At 68.6% G+C, this 14,957-nt stretch carries 14 protein-coding genes and 1 pseudogene; 11 read left to right on the forward strand and 4 right to left on the reverse strand.

All coding sequences use genetic code 11. The features are described from left to right. Positions 1-8: 8 nt before the first annotated feature. The 4 genes from A5787_RS24870 to A5787_RS24885 are packed head-to-tail and all read left to right on the forward strand — an operon-like array spanning position 9 to position 5,675. Complete coding sequence (locus A5787_RS24870) at positions 9-1,397, forward strand: ABC transporter substrate-binding protein (RefSeq protein ID WP_066972038.1); 1,389 nt, start codon at positions 9-11, stop codon at positions 1,395-1,397. After that, positions 1,394-2,257, forward strand: a complete 864-nt coding sequence (locus tag A5787_RS24875) for an ABC transporter permease (RefSeq protein WP_066972040.1) — start codon at positions 1,394-1,396, stop codon at positions 2,255-2,257. Before A5787_RS24870 ends, A5787_RS24875 begins: the two co-directional genes overlap by 4 nt. After that, the gene (locus A5787_RS24880; protein WP_066972042.1) at positions 2,254-2,994 is read left to right on the forward strand and encodes an ABC transporter ATP-binding protein; all 741 of its coding nucleotides are present in this window, start codon (positions 2,254-2,256) and stop codon (positions 2,992-2,994) included. Before A5787_RS24875 ends, A5787_RS24880 begins: the two co-directional genes overlap by 4 nt. Further along, positions 2,991-5,675 (forward strand): fumarate reductase/succinate dehydrogenase flavoprotein subunit, encoded by a 2,685-nt coding sequence (locus A5787_RS24885; RefSeq protein WP_197507378.1) that lies wholly within the window; start codon positions 2,991-2,993, stop codon positions 5,673-5,675. Before A5787_RS24880 ends, A5787_RS24885 begins: the two co-directional genes overlap by 4 nt. A gap of 9 nt (positions 5,676-5,684) precedes the next feature. On the opposite strand, the gene A5787_RS24890 is transcribed toward A5787_RS24885, so the two are convergent. Both A5787_RS24890 and A5787_RS24895 read right to left on the reverse strand, forming a co-directional pair. Next, positions 5,685-6,224 (reverse strand): GNAT family N-acetyltransferase, encoded by a 540-nt coding sequence (locus tag A5787_RS24890; protein ID WP_066972045.1) that lies wholly within the window; start codon positions 6,222-6,224, stop codon positions 5,685-5,687. Positions 6,225-6,228: 4 nt separating this feature from the next. Next, entirely contained in the window at positions 6,229-7,434 is a 1,206-nt protein-coding gene (locus tag A5787_RS24895; protein WP_066972117.1) for a serine hydrolase, read from the reverse strand. 137 nt (positions 7,435-7,571) lie between these two features. On the opposite strand from A5787_RS24895, the gene A5787_RS24900 reads away from it, so the two are divergent. Beyond that, the gene (locus tag A5787_RS24900; protein WP_066972046.1) at positions 7,572-8,000 is read left to right on the forward strand and encodes a cellulose-binding domain-containing protein; all 429 of its coding nucleotides are present in this window, start codon (positions 7,572-7,574) and stop codon (positions 7,998-8,000) included. Here A5787_RS24900 and A5787_RS24905 read toward each other — a convergent pair. Then, a pseudogene (locus tag A5787_RS24905) lies at positions 7,997-8,362 on the reverse strand (SAM-dependent methyltransferase); the annotation flags it as partial. The gene A5787_RS24900 and the pseudogene A5787_RS24905 overlap by 4 nt on opposite strands. Before the next feature lie 155 nt (positions 8,363-8,517). On the opposite strand from A5787_RS24905, the gene A5787_RS24910 reads away from it, so the two are divergent. Then, positions 8,518-8,757 (forward strand): hypothetical protein, encoded by a 240-nt coding sequence (locus A5787_RS24910; RefSeq protein ID WP_066972049.1) that lies wholly within the window; start codon positions 8,518-8,520, stop codon positions 8,755-8,757. Positions 8,758-8,876: 119 nt separating this feature from the next. Here the strand turns inward: A5787_RS24910 and A5787_RS27090 are convergent, their stop codons facing one another. After that, complete coding sequence (locus tag A5787_RS27090; protein ID WP_082977436.1) at positions 8,877-10,163, reverse strand: PE family protein; 1,287 nt, start codon at positions 10,161-10,163, stop codon at positions 8,877-8,879. Between the two features lie 349 nt (positions 10,164-10,512). Here A5787_RS27090 and pyrR point away from each other — a divergent pair, with 349 nt between their 5' ends. The 5 genes from pyrR to carA are packed head-to-tail and all read left to right on the forward strand — an operon-like array spanning position 10,513 to position 14,927. Further along, the gene (gene pyrR / locus A5787_RS24915) at positions 10,513-11,076 is read left to right on the forward strand and encodes a bifunctional pyr operon transcriptional regulator/uracil phosphoribosyltransferase PyrR (protein WP_066972050.1); all 564 of its coding nucleotides are present in this window, start codon (positions 10,513-10,515) and stop codon (positions 11,074-11,076) included. Continuing rightward, the gene (locus A5787_RS24920) at positions 11,073-12,017 is read left to right on the forward strand and encodes an aspartate carbamoyltransferase catalytic subunit (protein ID WP_066972051.1); all 945 of its coding nucleotides are present in this window, start codon (positions 11,073-11,075) and stop codon (positions 12,015-12,017) included. Before pyrR ends, A5787_RS24920 begins: the two co-directional genes overlap by 4 nt. Next, on the forward strand, positions 12,014-13,306 hold the full coding sequence (locus tag A5787_RS24925; RefSeq protein WP_066972052.1) for a dihydroorotase: 1,293 nt from the start codon (positions 12,014-12,016) through the stop codon (positions 13,304-13,306). Before A5787_RS24920 ends, A5787_RS24925 begins: the two co-directional genes overlap by 4 nt. Next, a complete protein-coding gene (locus tag A5787_RS24930) occupies positions 13,303-13,812 on the forward strand; it encodes a transporter (protein WP_066972054.1) in 510 nt (169 codons plus the stop codon). The genes A5787_RS24925 and A5787_RS24930 overlap by 4 nt, the downstream gene beginning before the upstream one ends. Then, positions 13,809-14,927, forward strand: a complete 1,119-nt coding sequence (gene carA, locus A5787_RS24935; RefSeq protein WP_066972055.1) for a glutamine-hydrolyzing carbamoyl-phosphate synthase small subunit — start codon at positions 13,809-13,811, stop codon at positions 14,925-14,927. The genes A5787_RS24930 and carA overlap by 4 nt, the downstream gene beginning before the upstream one ends. Positions 14,928-14,957 lie beyond the last annotated feature (30 nt).

Below are 14,957 nucleotides of genomic sequence, written 5' to 3' on the forward strand. Positions count from 1 at the left end.
GCTCCCCTATGACAAAGCACGCCGTGTCGCTGCTGTCGGTGGTCATCGCTGTGGTCGCGGTGGTCTCCGGCTGCTCGCTGGAATCGCTGTCCCAGTCCTCCGGGGTGGTCAACGTCGTGGTCGGATACCAGTCCAAGACCATCAACACGGTGACGGCGGGCACCCTGCTGCGGGCGCAGGGCTATCTCGAGCGCCGGCTCGCGGACATCACCACCCGCACCGGGACCAAATACGCTGTGCGCTGGCAGGACTACGACACCGGCGCCCCGATCACCGCGCAGATGCTCGCCGAGAAGATCGACATCGGCTCGATGGGCGACTACCCGATGCTGATCAATGGCTCCAAGACGCAGACCAACCCGCTGGCCCGCACGGAGATGGTGTCGATCACCGGCTACCACCCCAAGGGCGCGCTGAACATGGTGGTGGTGGCGCCGGATTCGCCCGCTACCGCGCTGGCCGACCTCGCCGGCGGCAAGGTCTCGGCTAGCGTGGGGTCGGCCGGCCACGGCACGCTGGTGCGCGCGCTGAACAAGGGCGGCGTCGGCGGCGTCGAGGTGCTGAACCAGCAGCCGCAGGTCGGCGCGTCCGCCCTGGAATCCGGTCAGGTGCAGGCTCTTTCGCAGTTCGTCGCCTGGCCGGGGCTGCTGGTCTACCAGGGCAAGGCCAAGTTGCTGTACGACGGAGCGGAGCTGAACCTGCCCACCCTGCACGGCGTAGTGGTGCGGCGGTCGTATGGGTCCGCTCACCCGGAGGTGCTCGGGGCCTTCCTGCAGGCCCAACTGGACGCCACCGATTTCCTCAACTCCAAGCCCCTGGAGGCCGCGCGCATCGTCGCCCAGGCGAGTGGGCTGCCGCAGGAGGTGGTGTACCTCTACAACGGGCCCGGTGGCACGTCGTTCGACGCCACGCTGAAGCCGTCGCTGATCGATGCGCTGAAAAGCGATGTGCCCTACCTGAGATCGATCGGCGACTTCGCCGACCTCGACGTCGCAAAGTTCGCCGTGGACGAGCCGTTGCGTGCCGTGTTCGCCGCCCGCGGGCTGGACTATGACGCGGTGCGGGCGCGCAGCGCCAACCCGTCGGCCCTGCGCGGTGACCCCGCCCTGGCGAGCGAGCTGTGGCTGGACGGGTCGGACGCGACCCAGACGGTTGCCAACCCCACCGCCCTGCTGCACGCCATCAGGGATGCGAGCGCGCGCGGCGCCAGGCTACGCGCGGCCTACGTTCCCGACGCCGAGCTGGGGACCCGGTGGTTCGCCGACAAGGCCGTCTGGGTGCGCGACGGGCAGGCGTATCACCCGTTCGGAACGGTGGCGGGCGCACGTCGTTACGTCGCCGCGCATCAAGGCAGCGTCGCCGTGAATTACCAACAAGCACTGGGAGGTTCGGTATGACCGCGGAGTTGAGCGAACGGGTCGCCGGGCCGGTGCCCCTGCCCGCCGCGACCACGCCGCGACCGTCGCCGCGGACATTCAAGCCGTGGGGGTCGCGGCTGGTCCGGCTGGCGTCGGTGGCCGCCGCCATCGGGCTGTGGCAGCTACTCACCGCCGGCAAGGTGCGGCTGTTGCTGCGATTCGACACATTGCCCACCGTCACCGAGATCGTGCACGCGCTGCACCGCCGGCTCGGGGCCTACGACTACTGGCTCGACCTGGCGCAGTCATTGCTGCGCATTCTCACCGGTTTCGGGCTGGCCGCCGTCGTGGGCGTCGCGACCGGCGTGCTGCTGGGCCGCTCGCGGCTGTTCGCCGACGTCCTCGGCCCGCTGACCGAGCTGGCCAGGCCCATCCCCGCGATCGCGATGGTGCCGGTGGCGATCCTGCTGTTCCCCACCGACGAGGCCGGCATCGTGTTCATCACCTTCCTGGCGGCCTACTTCCCGATCATGGTCAGCACCCGGCACGCGGTGCGCGCGCTGCCCACCCTGTGGGAGGACTCGGTGCGCACGCTGGGTGGCGGCCGGTGGGAGGTGCTGGCCCAGGTGGTGCTGCCCGGCATCCTGCCGGGCGTGTTCGGTGGCCTGTCGGTGGGCATGGGCGTCGCGTGGATCTGCGTGATCTCCGCCGAGATGATCTCGGGCCGGCTCGGCGTCGGGTACCGCACCTGGCAGGACTACACCGTGCTGGCGTACCCGAAGGTGTTCGTCGGCATCATCACCATCGGCGTCCTGGGGTTCGCGACGGCCGCCGCCGTCGAAGTGTTGGGTCGACGCGTTACGCGTTGGCTGCCCCGCGCGGAGGAGGGCTCCAAATGACTGTCGGTATGAGCCTAGAGCTGGACCGAGTCCGGCTGTCCTACACCGGAACTCCGGTCATCGAAGGGCTGAGCCTGACGGTGCGCCCGGGGGAGATCCTGGTGCTCACGGGGCCTTCGGGCTGCGGCAAGTCGACGGTGCTGCGGGCGCTGGCCGGCCTGCTGGCGCCCGACGGCGGCCGGGTGCTGGCCGACGACACCGAGGTCGCCACCACCTCGGGCGACCGCGGCATGGTGTTTCAGGACAACGCGCTGCTGCCGTGGCGCACGGTGCGGTCCAACATCGAGCTGGCGCTGCGGCTGCGCGGCGAGCCCCGGGTCACCCGGCGCGCCGCGGCCGAGCGCTGGATCGACGAGCTGGGGCTCGCCGGTTTCGGGCACTACCTGCCCAAGAGCCTGTCCGGCGGGATGCGCCAGCGCGTCCAGCTGGCCCGCGGCCTGGCCGGGGCACCGCGCGCGGTGATGATGGACGAGCCGTTCGGGGCGCTGGACACCCAGACCCGGGCCGCCATGCAGCGGCTGCTCATCGACACGTGGCGCACCCATCCCACCACGATCGTCTTCGTCACGCACGACGTCGACGAGGCGCTGGCGCTCGGTGACCGGATCGTCGTGCTGGGCAGGGCAGGCCGGCCGCTGCGGGCGGTGCTGGAGTTACCGGATCCCCGCACCGAGCGGCCACGCGCGGAGCTGCGTGCGGAAATCATTGCGGCACTGGATCATACGGTGGCGGCATGATGGAAATTCCAGACCTGACACCGAACCGCCTCGACTGCGACGTGCTGGTCATCGGCGGTGGCACCGCGGGCACCATGGCGGCGCTGTCGGCCGCAGAGTGCGGCGCGCGGGTGCTGCTGCTGGAAAAGGCCCATGTGCGGCACTCCGGTGCGCTCGCGATGGGCATGGACGGGGTCAACAACGCGGTCATCCCCGGCAAGGCCGAGCCGGAAGACTACGTCGCCGAGATCACCCGCGCCAACGACGGAATCGTCAACCAGCGCACCATTTATCAGACCGCCTCGCGCGGCTTCGCGATGGTGCAGCGGCTGGAGCGCTACGGGGTGAAGTTCGAGAAGGACGAGCACGGCGAGTACGCGGTGCGCCGGGTGCACCGCTCGGGCTCCTACGTCCTGCCGATGCCCGAGGGCAAGGACGTCAAGAAGGCCCTGTACCGCGTGCTGCGGCAGCGGTCCATGCGGGAGCGGATCCGCATCGAGAACCGGCTGATGCCGGTCCGGGTGCTCACCGACGGCGGTCGGGCGGTGGGCGCCGCGGCGTTGCACACGCGAACCGGCGAATTCGTTGCCGTCGGAGCCAAGGCGGTGATCCTGGCGACGGGCGCGTGCGGGCGGCTGGGCCTGCCCGCGTCGGGTTACCTGTACGGCACCTACGAGAACCCGACCAACGCGGGCGACGGCTACGCGATGGCCTATCACGCGGGCGCGGAGCTGTCGGGAATCGAGTGTTTCCAGGTGAATCCGCTGATCAAGGATTACAACGGCCCGGCGTGCGCCTACGTCGCGAACCCGTTCGGCGGCTACCAGGTCAACGCACACGGCGAGCGGTTCGTCGACTCCGACTACTGGTCGGGGCAGATGATGGCCGAGGTCAAGAGCGAGATCGACTCCGCGCGCGGGCCCATTTATCTCAAAGTGTCGCACCTGCCCGACGAGACCCTGACGGCGCTGGAGAACATCCTGCACACCACCGAGCGTCCGACGCGTGGCACCTTCCACGCCAACCGCGGCCACGACTACCGCACCCACGACATCGAGATGCACATCTCCGAGATCGGTTTGTGCGGCGGACATTCCGCTTCCGGGGTCTGGGTCGACGAGCACGCCCGCACCACGGTGCCGGGGTTGTACGCCGCGGGTGACCTGGCCTGCGTCCCGCACAACTACATGATCGGGGCGTTCGTGTTCGGCGACCTCGCCGGCACGGACGCCGCCTCGACCCTGCCCGACGTCCCGGCGCCGCAACAACTTCCGGAGGACCAGCTGCGCGCCGCGCATGAGCTGATCTACCGTCCGCTGCGGCATCCGGACGGGCCTCCGCAACCGCAGGTCGAATACAAGCTGCGCCGGTTCGTCAACGACTATGTGGCGCCGCCGAAGACTGCCGCCAAGCTGTCCCTCGCGGCGCGCACCTTCGAGCGGATGCGCGACGAGATCGCCGAGATGGGCGCCCACGACCCGCACGAGCTGATGCGCGCGGTCGAGGTGTCGTTCATCCGCGACTGCGCCGAGATGGCCGCCCGCTCCTCGCTCACCCGGACCGAATCGCGGTGGGGCCTCTATCATGATCGCGCCGACCTGCCCGGCCGCGACGACGCCCGATGGGGCTACCACCTCAACCTGCGCAAGGGGCCCGATGGCGAGATGGCGTTCCTGAAGCGGCCCGTCGCACCGTACTTCGTGCCCGTCCCGGAGCTGGACGGGCTGCCGCCGGCGGATCAAAGCGTGCAGGAGGTGGAGCAGCCGGCGCTGGTCGGCGGGCAGGCCCCGGCCGCCGCGCGCTCCCGAATCGCCTCGACCGCAACGGCGTTCGAGCCGCCATCGCCGCGTATCGCCGAGGTGCTGGCGTTGGAGGAAGCCGCCATCGCCGACCTCGAGGCGTATCTGACCGACCCCGATCCCGGCGTGCGGCGCACCGCAGTGGCCACGCTGACCGAGCACATTCCCGACGGGTACGCGCCGGCCCTGTTCGCGGCGCTGGACGACGCCGACGCCACGGTCCGCCGCACCGGCGCCGACGGGCTCCGCGAGCTGGTGGAGGTGCTGCCCGACCCGGCCGGCGTCCGCGCGTACCTGGGTTCCCGCGACACGGTCGTGCGCGCGGCGGCGGTGCACATCCTGGCCGCGCGGCGCGCCGGCGACGTCGCCGAATACCGCCGCGCGCTCGCCGATGCCGACCACCGGGTGCGGATCGAGGCGGTGCGCGCGCTGGTGTCGGTCGACGACGTGGCCGGGGTCGTCGAGGCGGCGGGCGACGAGAGCCGGGAGGTCCGCGTCGCGGCGGTCGCCGGCCTGGCGACCCTGGGCGGGGGAGCCGAGGCCGTCAGCACACTGGTCGGCGATCCCGACCCGCTGGTGCGCGCCGCGGCGCTGGGCGCCTTAGGTGAACTCGGTTGTGCCGAGGCCGATTTCGCCTCGGTCGAGGCGGCGCTGCGGGCGCCGGCCTGGCAGGTGCGGGAGGGCGCGGCGCGGGCACTGAAGGGCGCGGCGGTCGACGTCGCCGTGCCGCGACTGGCCGAGGCGCTGGCCGACGCGCACCTCGACGTGCGCAAGGCGGCCGTGCTCAGCCTGACCCGATTCGCCGGCGAGCCGGCCGCCCGCGACGCGCTCAGCATCGCGCTCAAGGACGGCGACGCCGACGTGCGGGCCTACGCGCGGCGGGCGCTGGAACTAGGCGGGTAGCTGCGGCGGTCAGCGCAGGATCTTGGCGTACATGAGGGCGTCCCGGGGGTCGGGCCCCAGGGTGGGGTACACGGCGTGCCGGGTCAGCCGCCCCTCCAGCCCGAAACCGGCGCGCTCCAGCAGCCGCGCTGAGCGCTCGTTGTCGGGGCTGCACGTCGCCCACACGCGATACACCTGGCGATCGGCCTGCAGCGCCGCGAGCAGCAGGTCGAGCACCTCGGACATGTAGCCCTTGCCCCACCACCGCCGGCCCAGGCAGTAACCGATCTCGACGGAGTGCGGCACGGGGCGCCGGCAGCTGGCAAGCCCGATGACCTCGCCGCTGTTCTTCAGCGTGATGGCCCAGGTTCGCTCGTCACCGCCGATGTTGAGTTTCTCGCTGATCACCCGCCGCGTCGCCGACACGTCGGGATGCGGCGCCCACAGCAGGTACTTGGTGACCTCGGGATCCCGGGCGACCCGCTGATACAGGGCGCCCGCGTCGTCGAGCACCGGCGGGCGCAGCATCAGCTTCGGGCCGGTCATGCGGTCGGGCGGGTAGGCGGCCATGGCACTACAGGCCGAGCGCCTGATAGGTGCGCCGAACGAACTTCGGTTGCGCCGATTGGAGTTTCGACAGCGAGGTGTTGCCCGCGACGGCGGCGGCCACGTCCGCGGACATGTCGGACAGGTTCTGGACCAGATACAGCAGCACCAGGTCGGCGCTCGGGTCGGCCTGCCACCACGTGCCGTAAGCGCCGGGCCAGCTGAACGTTCCGAGCCCGCCGGGCCCGAACAGCGGCGCGCTCTTGGCCGGGTCGGTCACCACCGACAGGTTCAGTCCGAAGCCGCGGCCGACCCAATACGGCGCCCCCAGGAAGTGGTGCCGCTTCTGATCGTCGGTGAGCCGGTCGGTCCGCATCAGCCGAGCGGACTCGGGGGAGAGCACCCGCACGCCGTCGATCGTTCCTTCGCCGAGCAGCATTCGCACGAACCGAAGGTAATCATCGGCGGTCGACCACAACCCGCCGCCGGCGTTGCAGAAGGACGGCGGCTTGATGTGCGGCGGACCCATCGCGTCATGGTGCAGCCGGCCCTGTCCGTCGAGCCGGTACATCGTCGCCGCGCGGCGGCGCCCCTCGGGGGAGACGAAGAACCCGGTGTCGGGCATGCCCACCGGGCCCAGGACCCGTTCGTCGAGGACCTGGTGGAAAGGCTTGCCCTCGACGCGGGAAGCGATGACGCCCAGCAGGTCGATGGAATGGCTGTAGGTCAACCGGTCGCCGGGCTGGTGCACCAGCGGCAGCTTGGCCAGCTCGGCCAGCCAGGCGTCGGGGCCCTGATTGAAGGGCAGTCGCACGTAGGCCTTGGCGATCGGCCCGGACACCGAGAAGCCGTAGGCCAGGCCGCTGGTGTGGGTGAGCAGGTCCTCGATCAGGATGGCGCGGCCCAGCGGGTGCGTCCGGTCCAGCGGACCACGCGGGTCGTCGAGCACCCGCACGCCCGCCAGTTCGGGCGCCCAACGCACGACCGGGTCCTGGAGCGCCAGTTTGCCCTCGTCGACCAGGCTCATCGCCGCAGCGACCGTGACGGGCTTGGTCATCGACGCGATGCGGAACACCGTGTCCCGCTGCATCGGCAGGCCCGCGTCGATGTCGCGGTAGCCGATCTCGTTGACCTGCAACACTTGTCCGCGCTGCCAGACCACCGTCAAGGCGCCGGCGAGCAGGCCCGCGTCGCACACCTCGCGGATGGAGGCCTGATTAACGTCCAGATTCACGCGGTTCAGGTTAGTGGGCGCCGCCGCGCGCGGACCTGGCAGCCAAAATTTCATGACGGTTTCGGTTGAGCAAAGGTCCGGCAGCTTACCGGCGATGCATGGGCCGATATCGCCTGTTCGGTCTTAGTGTTGCTGCCATGGCGGGACTGGACAACTACGTGAAGCGCTGGCGCACGGCGATTCACGTCACCGTGTCGGCGTTGCTGGTTGCCATCGCCGGACTCGGCATCGCCCCCGCAGCTCATGCGGCTGCGGCGACGGCGACGTTGGCGGTGGAACACACGTGGCAGACCGGTTTCATCGCCCAATTCGCCATCACCAACGCGAGCATGGCGCCGATGAGCGACTGGAAGCTTGAATTCGACATGCCGGCGGGGCAATCCGTCCTGCACACGTGGAACAGCACCATTACCCAATCCGGCACGCACTTTGTTCTCACCCCCGCGAACTGGAATCGCGTCATTGCACCCGGTGGTTCGGCCACCGGTGGTTTCAGGGGCGTGCTGAGCGGCACCTACTCGCCACCGACGAATTGCGTGCTCAACGGGCAATATCTGTGCACCTAGCGCCGCCGCGCGCGGACGTACCAGAACGCCATTTCGATCTCGCTCCCGTCCACCTCGCGACGCACCGTGGCCGGTTCCAGCGATTCGATATCCCTGCCCGCGCCGCCGAGGACGTCGCGCAGCGTCCGCTCGGGCACTGAGGGACGCGGCCATCCGGTATCGGTCGGGTTCGCGTCGGAGAAGCAACTGATGAGCAAAGTGGCGCCCTGCCGGGTCGCCCGGTGCGCCGCGGCGGCGTAGCTGCGCTTGCCCTCGTCGTCGAGGCAGTGGAACATGCCGCTGTCGACGATGGTGTCGAACGCGTCGGTGTAGCCCTCGAGCTTGGTGGAGTCGGTCACCGCGAACCTCACCTGGGGGCCGCTACCTTGTCCAACTTGGACAAGTTCGTGTCTGCTCGATTCGCCGCGGAAGCCCACGGCGCCAAGCTGACTCACTGGCCGCTGGACCCGACCGTGGCCGAGGCCCTGTCGATCTCAAGAAGCTGGCCGGCGGCTCTAACGAGGCGCTGCTGCAATTCGTGGAGGACGGGATCACCATCGCGGGCGTGCCCGTGCTGACGTCGACCCACGTCGACGGCGCAACGCTGGCCTGGGGTATCGACAAGACCCAACAGCGGTTCGTCGTCCGCAACGGCGCCAAGGTGGAGCGCTTCCCGAGCGTTACCAACGACGGTCAGTGGGTCCGGGGCATCATGCGGGCCGGTTGGGACACCCTGAACCCCGCTGGGATCGTGCGGATCTGGGATGCTACCCCGTGATCTGACCCCCCATGGGTACCACTTCATAACGCCTTGAGGGAAAGGCCCGGAGGCGCCAACCTCTGGGCCTTTCCTGGCTGCATCTACAAAAGAACTCGGCCAGGAGGTTAAATGGGAGATCAGGGGAGGTATGTTGCGAAATCTTGCAGTAGACCCGTCACGCCGGGGGCGTCGACCGAGAAAGAAAATTGAGGAGATCCCCCAATCGAGTTGTATACGGAACCTGACTCCCTAATGCCAAAAGCGGTTGCGCTTACCGATGACATGCCTCCGTACATATCGGCTGCCGACATCCCTTGGAAAGAGCCGACCTGCACGCTGAACGGCCCGGCCCCGAAATCAAATACTCCTGTTACATCTTGCTGGATTCCGTCGGCGCCCCACGGCCCGACCACGTCGCTGGTTATGGTGAAGCTCGGGCCTAATCCCCAGTTTGATAGCTGGGTTAATGTTTGGAGCTGCGCTGGAAAGATTGATAGCGGTGCCAGTAAGCTCTGCGGATCGCTCAAGGTGCTTGTGACGCCAGAAGTTGTCGTATCAAATAAGGAGTTGATATCTACTGCAAGATTACTTGCATTTGAATTTCCATCGTTTATAAGTTGCGTGACCGGACTCCCGGTAAGTATGGACCCTATGTTTGGAGCGTCATCAAACAATCCGCCAACATACGACACCCCTCCGCGAATGACCGATCCGACAGCATCTCCGAGACCTGTTACCTGATTGAATACTTGTCCGATAACGATGCCTGGACCGAACCTCCCAGCAAGGCCACCGAGCGTTCCGCCAATCTCACCACCAACTAAAACGCCAATTACGGTGCCCTCCGGTCCGATTAGCGAGCCGATGGTGCCACCAACAATTTGGCCAACCTCGGTACCAACCCCAGCACCGCCAATCGCGAGACTTGTGGTTAAGGGAGCCAGACTCAAGGGAGCCAGACCGCTAACGGAGGATTCAAGCCTGGCAACCCCGTTATAGATGGCACCTCCCACCTGGCTGACCAACCCTCCTCCGGCAAAATTAGTTACTGTTTGCCAAAGGTCGAACGCAGCTGGATTCGCAGCCGCGCCAGCCACACTCTGGGCGGGCGTGTTCATCGCATTTGCGAGCATTTGTTGAATGTTTGCGACTTCGGCGCCCAGATATTGAGCAGCCCCGCCGCCCAACAGGCTGACGAACTGTTCGTGAAACGCCATCGCCTCCGCGGTGAGGGTTTGAAACTCCTTGGCGTTTGCACCAAACAGGGCCGTGATCGCCGCTGACACCTCATCAGCAGCGGGTGCCGCGATGGCCGTCGTCTGACCCGCTGCTACCGCATTGGCATTTTTAACGGCAGCGCCAATATCCTGCAGATTCCCTGCTGCAGCCGTAAGGCTGTCAGGCACCACATTGAGCAACGACATGATCGGCTCCTGTTCACCAACACCGGGCGGCGGGTCACCGAAGTGTACAAAGGAACGTCACACTTGAAACCGGTGATTCTCAAATTACTTGCTGATGTTTTTAGTACTGGCGCCGCGCCAGCGTCCGCACCGGTCACGCAGGCGTCCACACGAGCGTGGGGCCGGGGCAGGCAGGCAGAGGGGCACAGGGCCAGTGGGCAGGGCAGGCGTAGCTAGGCACCCCGTGGTGAGTGGGCGCCACAAGCTGGTAGGCGCCTGATACTCTCCTAGCGAGTAGGGCATGAGAGTGTTCTACAAACCCCCTTTAACGATCCGTCCAGAGAGGCGGAGAAGGAGGTCAAGTCTTCGCATGTGTGCCGCGAGTGACACGGGCACCGGCCGCGAATTGATGTCGGCGGCCGACGTGGGTCGCACCATTTCCCGTATCGCGCATCAGATCATCGAAAAGACCGCGCTCGACGGCGCCGACGCACCGCGCGTGGTGCTGCTGGGAATCCCGACCCGCGGCGTCATCCTCGCCCAGCGCCTGGCCGCCAACATCGGCGAATACAGCGGCGTCGACGTCGGGCACGGCGCTCTTGACATCACCCTGTACCGCGACGACCTGATGCAAAAGCCGCCGCGGCCGCTGGAGGCCACCTCGATCCCTGCCGGCGGCATCGACGACGCGCTGGTGATCCTCGTCGACGACGTTCTCTACTCCGGGCGCTCGGTGCGCTCTGCGCTGGACGCGCTGCGCGACGTCGGCCGGCCCCGGGCGGTGCAGCTGGCGGTGCTGGTCGACCGCGGCCACCGCGAACTGCCGCTGCGCGCCGACTACGTCGGCAAGAACGTGCCGACCTCGCGCACCGAGAGCGTGCACGTGCTACTGAGCGAGCACGACGACCGCGACGGGGTGGTGATCTCGCGATGACCCGCCACCTGCTGGCCGCCGGCGACCTGAACCGCGACGACGCCACCGCCATCCTCGACGACGCCGACCGGTTCGCCCAGGCGCTGGTGGGCCGCGACATCAAGAAGCTGCCGACGCTGCGCGGGCGCACCGTCGTCACGATGTTCTACGAGAACTCGACCCGCACCCGGGTGTCCTTCGAGGTGGCGGGCAAGTGGATGAGCGCCGACGTGATCAACGTCAGCTCGTCCGGATCGTCGGTGGGCAAGGGCGAGTCGCTGCGCGACACCGCGCTGACGCTGCGGGCCGCCGGCGCCGACGCGCTGATCATCCGGCACCCGGCGTCCGGGGCGGCGCACCTGCTCGCCGAGTGGACCTGCAGCAACGGCGACGGTCCGTCGGTGATCAACGCCGGCGACGGCACCCACGAGCACCCGACGCAGGCCCTGCTGGACGCGTTGACCATGCGCCAGCGGCTCGGCGGCATCGAGGGCCGGCGCGTCGTGATCGTCGGCGACATCCTGCACAGCCGGGTCGCCCGGTCCAACGTCATGCTGCTGGCCACCCTGGGCGCCGAGGTGGTGCTGGTAGCGCCGCCGACGCTGTTGCCGGTCGGGGTCGACGGCTGGCCGGCCACCGTCTCCTACGACTTCGACGCCGAGCTGCCCGCCGCGGACGCGGTGCTGATGCTGCGGGTGCAGGCCGAGCGGATGAACGGTGGCTTCTTCCCGTCGGTGCGCGAATACTCGGTGCGCTACGGGCTGTCCGAGCGGCGTCAGGCGATGCTGCCCGGCCACGCCGTGGTGCTGCATCCCGGGCCGATGGTGCGCGGCATGGAGATCTCGTCGTCGGTGGCGGACTCCTCGCAATCTGCTGTGCTGCAACAGGTTTCGAACGGGGTGCACGTGCGGATGGCGGTGCTGTTCCATGTTCTCGTCGGGGCTGAGGAAATCGCGGCATGAGCGTACTGATCCGAGGCGTGCGTCTCTACGGTGAAGGCGACCGGGTCGACGTCCTGGTCGACGACGGGCAAATCTGGGAAATCGGCCCAGGCCTTGCCATCCCGGACACTGCCGATGTCATCGATGCCACCGGCCAGATCCTGCTGCCCGGATTCGTCGACCTGCACACCCACCTGCGCGAGCCCGGCCGCGAGTACGCCGAAGATATCGAAACCGGCTCGGCCGCTGCGGCTTTGGGCGGCTACACGGCGGTGTTCGCGATGGCCAACACCAATCCGGTCGCCGACAGCCCGGTGGTCACCGACCACGTCTGGCACCGCGGCCAGCAGGTCGGCCTGGTCGACGTGTACCCCGTCGGCGCCGTCACGGTCGGGCTGGCCGGGGCCGAGCTGACCGAGATGGGCATGATGGCCGCCGGCGCCGCGCAGGTGCGGATGTTCTCCGACGACGGCGTGTGCGTGCACGACCCCCTGATGATGCGCCGCGCCCTGGAGTACGCCACCGGGCTGGGGGTGCTGATCGCCCAGCACGCCGAGGAGCCGCGGCTGACCGTCGGCGCCGTCGCCCACGAGGGACCGACGGCCGCCCGGCTGGGGCTCGCGGGGTGGCCGCGGGCCGCCGAGGAATCGATCGTGGCCCGCGACGCGCTGCTGGCCCGCGACGCCGGGGCCCGGGTGCACATCTGCCACGCTTCCACCGCAGGCACCGTCGAGATCCTGAAATGGGCCAAGGAGCAAGGCATTTCGATCACCGCCGAGGTCACCCCCCACCACCTGCTGCTCGACGACGGCCGGCTGGCCAGCTACGCCGGCGTGAACCGGGTGAACCCGCCGCTGCGCGAGTCCGCCGACGCGGTGGCCCTGCGTCAGGCGCTGGCCGACGGGGTAATCGACTGTGTGGCCACCGACCATGCTCCGCACGCCGAGCACGAGAAGTGCGTCGAGTTCTCGGCGGCGCGCCCCGGCATGCTGGGGCTGCAGACAGCGCTGTCCGTGGTGGTGCAGACGATGGTGGCGTCGGGGCTGCTCACGTGGCGTGACGTGGCTCGGGTGATGAGCGAGAACCCGGCGCGCATCGTCGGGCTGCCCGATCACGGCCGCCCGCTGGAGGTGGGGGAGCCGGCGAACCTGACCGTGGTGGATCCGGACGCCACCTGGACGGTCGCCGGGTCGGACCTGGCCAGCCGCTCGACCAACACGCCGTATGAGTCGATGACGCTGCCCGCCACCGTGACGGCCACCCTGCTGCGCGGGCGGGTCACCGCCCGGGACGGGAAGAGCCCCGCATGAATTCCGGCACGCTGGTGGGGTCGCTGATCTTCGCGGCCGTGCTGGTGGTGGTGATCGCGGTGTTCATCCAGCTGATGATGCGCTCCTGGCAGCGGCGCACGCAGCGGCAGCAGGAGTTGATCGGCGTGCTGCCGGACGTGCCCGACACGGTCGGGGCCGCGACCCTGTCCACCCGCGGCAACTATTGCGGTTCCATGATGGCGGCCGACTGGAGCGAGCGGATCGCTGCCGGGGACTTGGGCTTCCGCAGCAAGGCGGTGCTGACCCGCTATCACGAGGGAATCATGGTCGAACGGCTACGGGCCCAACCCATTTGGATTCCCCGAGACTCGATCGAGGGAATCCGCATAGAACGCCGAATGGCAGGTAGGGTCGCGGCGCGCATCGGAATATTGGCGATCCGGTGGCGACTGTCCTCGGGCGCCGAGATCGACACCGCCTTCCGGGCGAACCATCGCGATGACTATGACGCCTGGCTGCAATCTCAGGAGAAGGGAGCCGCGTGAGTAAGGCGCTACTGGTCTTGGAGGACGGCCGCGTCTTCACCGGCACGCCGTTCGGCAAGGTCGGCCAAACGCTCGGGGAGGCCGTCTTTTCCACCGGCATGTCCGGCTATCAGGAGACGCTGACCGACCCCAGCTACCACCGCCAGATCGTGGTCGCCACCGCGCCCCAGATTGGCAATACGGGCTGGAACGACGAGGACGCCGAGAGCCGCGGCGACAGGATCTGGGTGGCCGGTTACGCGGTGCGCGACCCGTCGCCGCGCGCCTCCAACTGGCGCGCCACGGGCACGCTGGAGGACGAGCTGGTCCGCCAGGGCATCGTCGGGATCGCGGGGATCGACACCCGGGCGGTGGTGCGGCACCTGCGCAGCCGCGGCTCGATGAAGGCCGGCGTCTTCTCCGGCGAGTCGCTGGCCGAGCCGGCCGAGCTGGTGGACCGGGTGCGGGGCCAGCAGTCGATGCTGGGCGCCGACCTGGCCGGCGAGGTCAGCACGGGCGGTGCATACGTCGTGGAACCGGAAGGCGCGCAGCGGTTTACGGTGGCCGCCCTGGACCTCGGGATCAAGACCAACACCCCGCGCAATTTCGCGCGGCGCGGCATCCGCAGCCACGTGCTGCCGTCGTCGGTGACCTTCGAGCAGATCGCCGACATCAAGCCCGACGGGGTGTTCCTGTCCAACGGCCCCGGCGACCCCGCCACCGCCGACCACGTCGTCGCGCTCACCCGCGAGGTGCTGGGCGCCGGAATCCCGTTGTTCGGCATCTGTTTCGGCAACCAGATCCTCGGCCGGGCACTGGGCCTGGCCACCTACAAGATGGTCTTCGGCCACCGCGGCATCAACATCCCGGTCATCGACCACGCGACCGGCCGGGTCGCGGTGACCGCACAGAACCACGGCTTCGCGCTGGAAGGGGAGGCCGGCCAGTCCTTCGACACGCCGTTCGGCACCGCGATCGTCAGCCACACCTGCGCCAACGACGGGGTGGTCGAGGGCGTCAAACTCGCCGACGGCCGCGCGTTTTCGGTGCAGTACCACCCAGAGGCCGCCGCCGGCCCGCACGACGCGGAGTACCTGTTCGACCAATTCATCGACCTGATGGCAGGCCACCAATGACCACATCTCCATCTCCGGCGAGCGCGCGTG

The sequence above is a fragment of the Mycobacterium sp. 852002-50816_SCH5313054-b genome, from assembly GCF_001667185.1.
Lineage (GTDB): Bacteria > Actinomycetota > Actinomycetes > Mycobacteriales > Mycobacteriaceae > Mycobacterium.

Excerpts from the sequence above, each read along its gene's own strand:
- A5787_RS24870 (WP_066972038.1), top strand. The coding sequence starts at position 9 with ATGACAAAGCACGCCGTGTCGCTGCTGTCGGTGGTCATCGCTGTGGTC.
- A5787_RS24875 (WP_066972040.1), top strand. The coding sequence starts at position 1,394 with ATGACCGCGGAGTTGAGCGAACGGGTCGCCGGGCCGGTGCCCCTGCCC.
- A5787_RS24880 (WP_066972042.1), top strand. The coding sequence starts at position 2,254 with ATGACTGTCGGTATGAGCCTAGAGCTGGACCGAGTCCGGCTGTCCTAC.
- A5787_RS24885 (WP_197507378.1), top strand. The coding sequence starts at position 2,991 with ATGATGGAAATTCCAGACCTGACACCGAACCGCCTCGACTGCGACGTG.
- A5787_RS24890 (WP_066972045.1), bottom strand. The coding sequence starts at position 6,224 with ATGGCCGCCTACCCGCCCGACCGCATGACCGGCCCGAAGCTGATGCTG.
- A5787_RS24900 (WP_066972046.1), top strand. The coding sequence starts at position 7,572 with ATGGCGGGACTGGACAACTACGTGAAGCGCTGGCGCACGGCGATTCAC.
- A5787_RS27090 (WP_082977436.1), bottom strand. The coding sequence starts at position 10,163 with ATGTCGTTGCTCAATGTGGTGCCTGACAGCCTTACGGCTGCAGCAGGG.
- pyrR (WP_066972050.1), top strand. The coding sequence starts at position 10,513 with ATGTGTGCCGCGAGTGACACGGGCACCGGCCGCGAATTGATGTCGGCG.
- A5787_RS24920 (WP_066972051.1), top strand. The coding sequence starts at position 11,073 with ATGACCCGCCACCTGCTGGCCGCCGGCGACCTGAACCGCGACGACGCC.
- A5787_RS24925 (WP_066972052.1), top strand. The coding sequence starts at position 12,014 with ATGAGCGTACTGATCCGAGGCGTGCGTCTCTACGGTGAAGGCGACCGG.
- A5787_RS24930 (WP_066972054.1), top strand. The coding sequence starts at position 13,303 with ATGAATTCCGGCACGCTGGTGGGGTCGCTGATCTTCGCGGCCGTGCTG.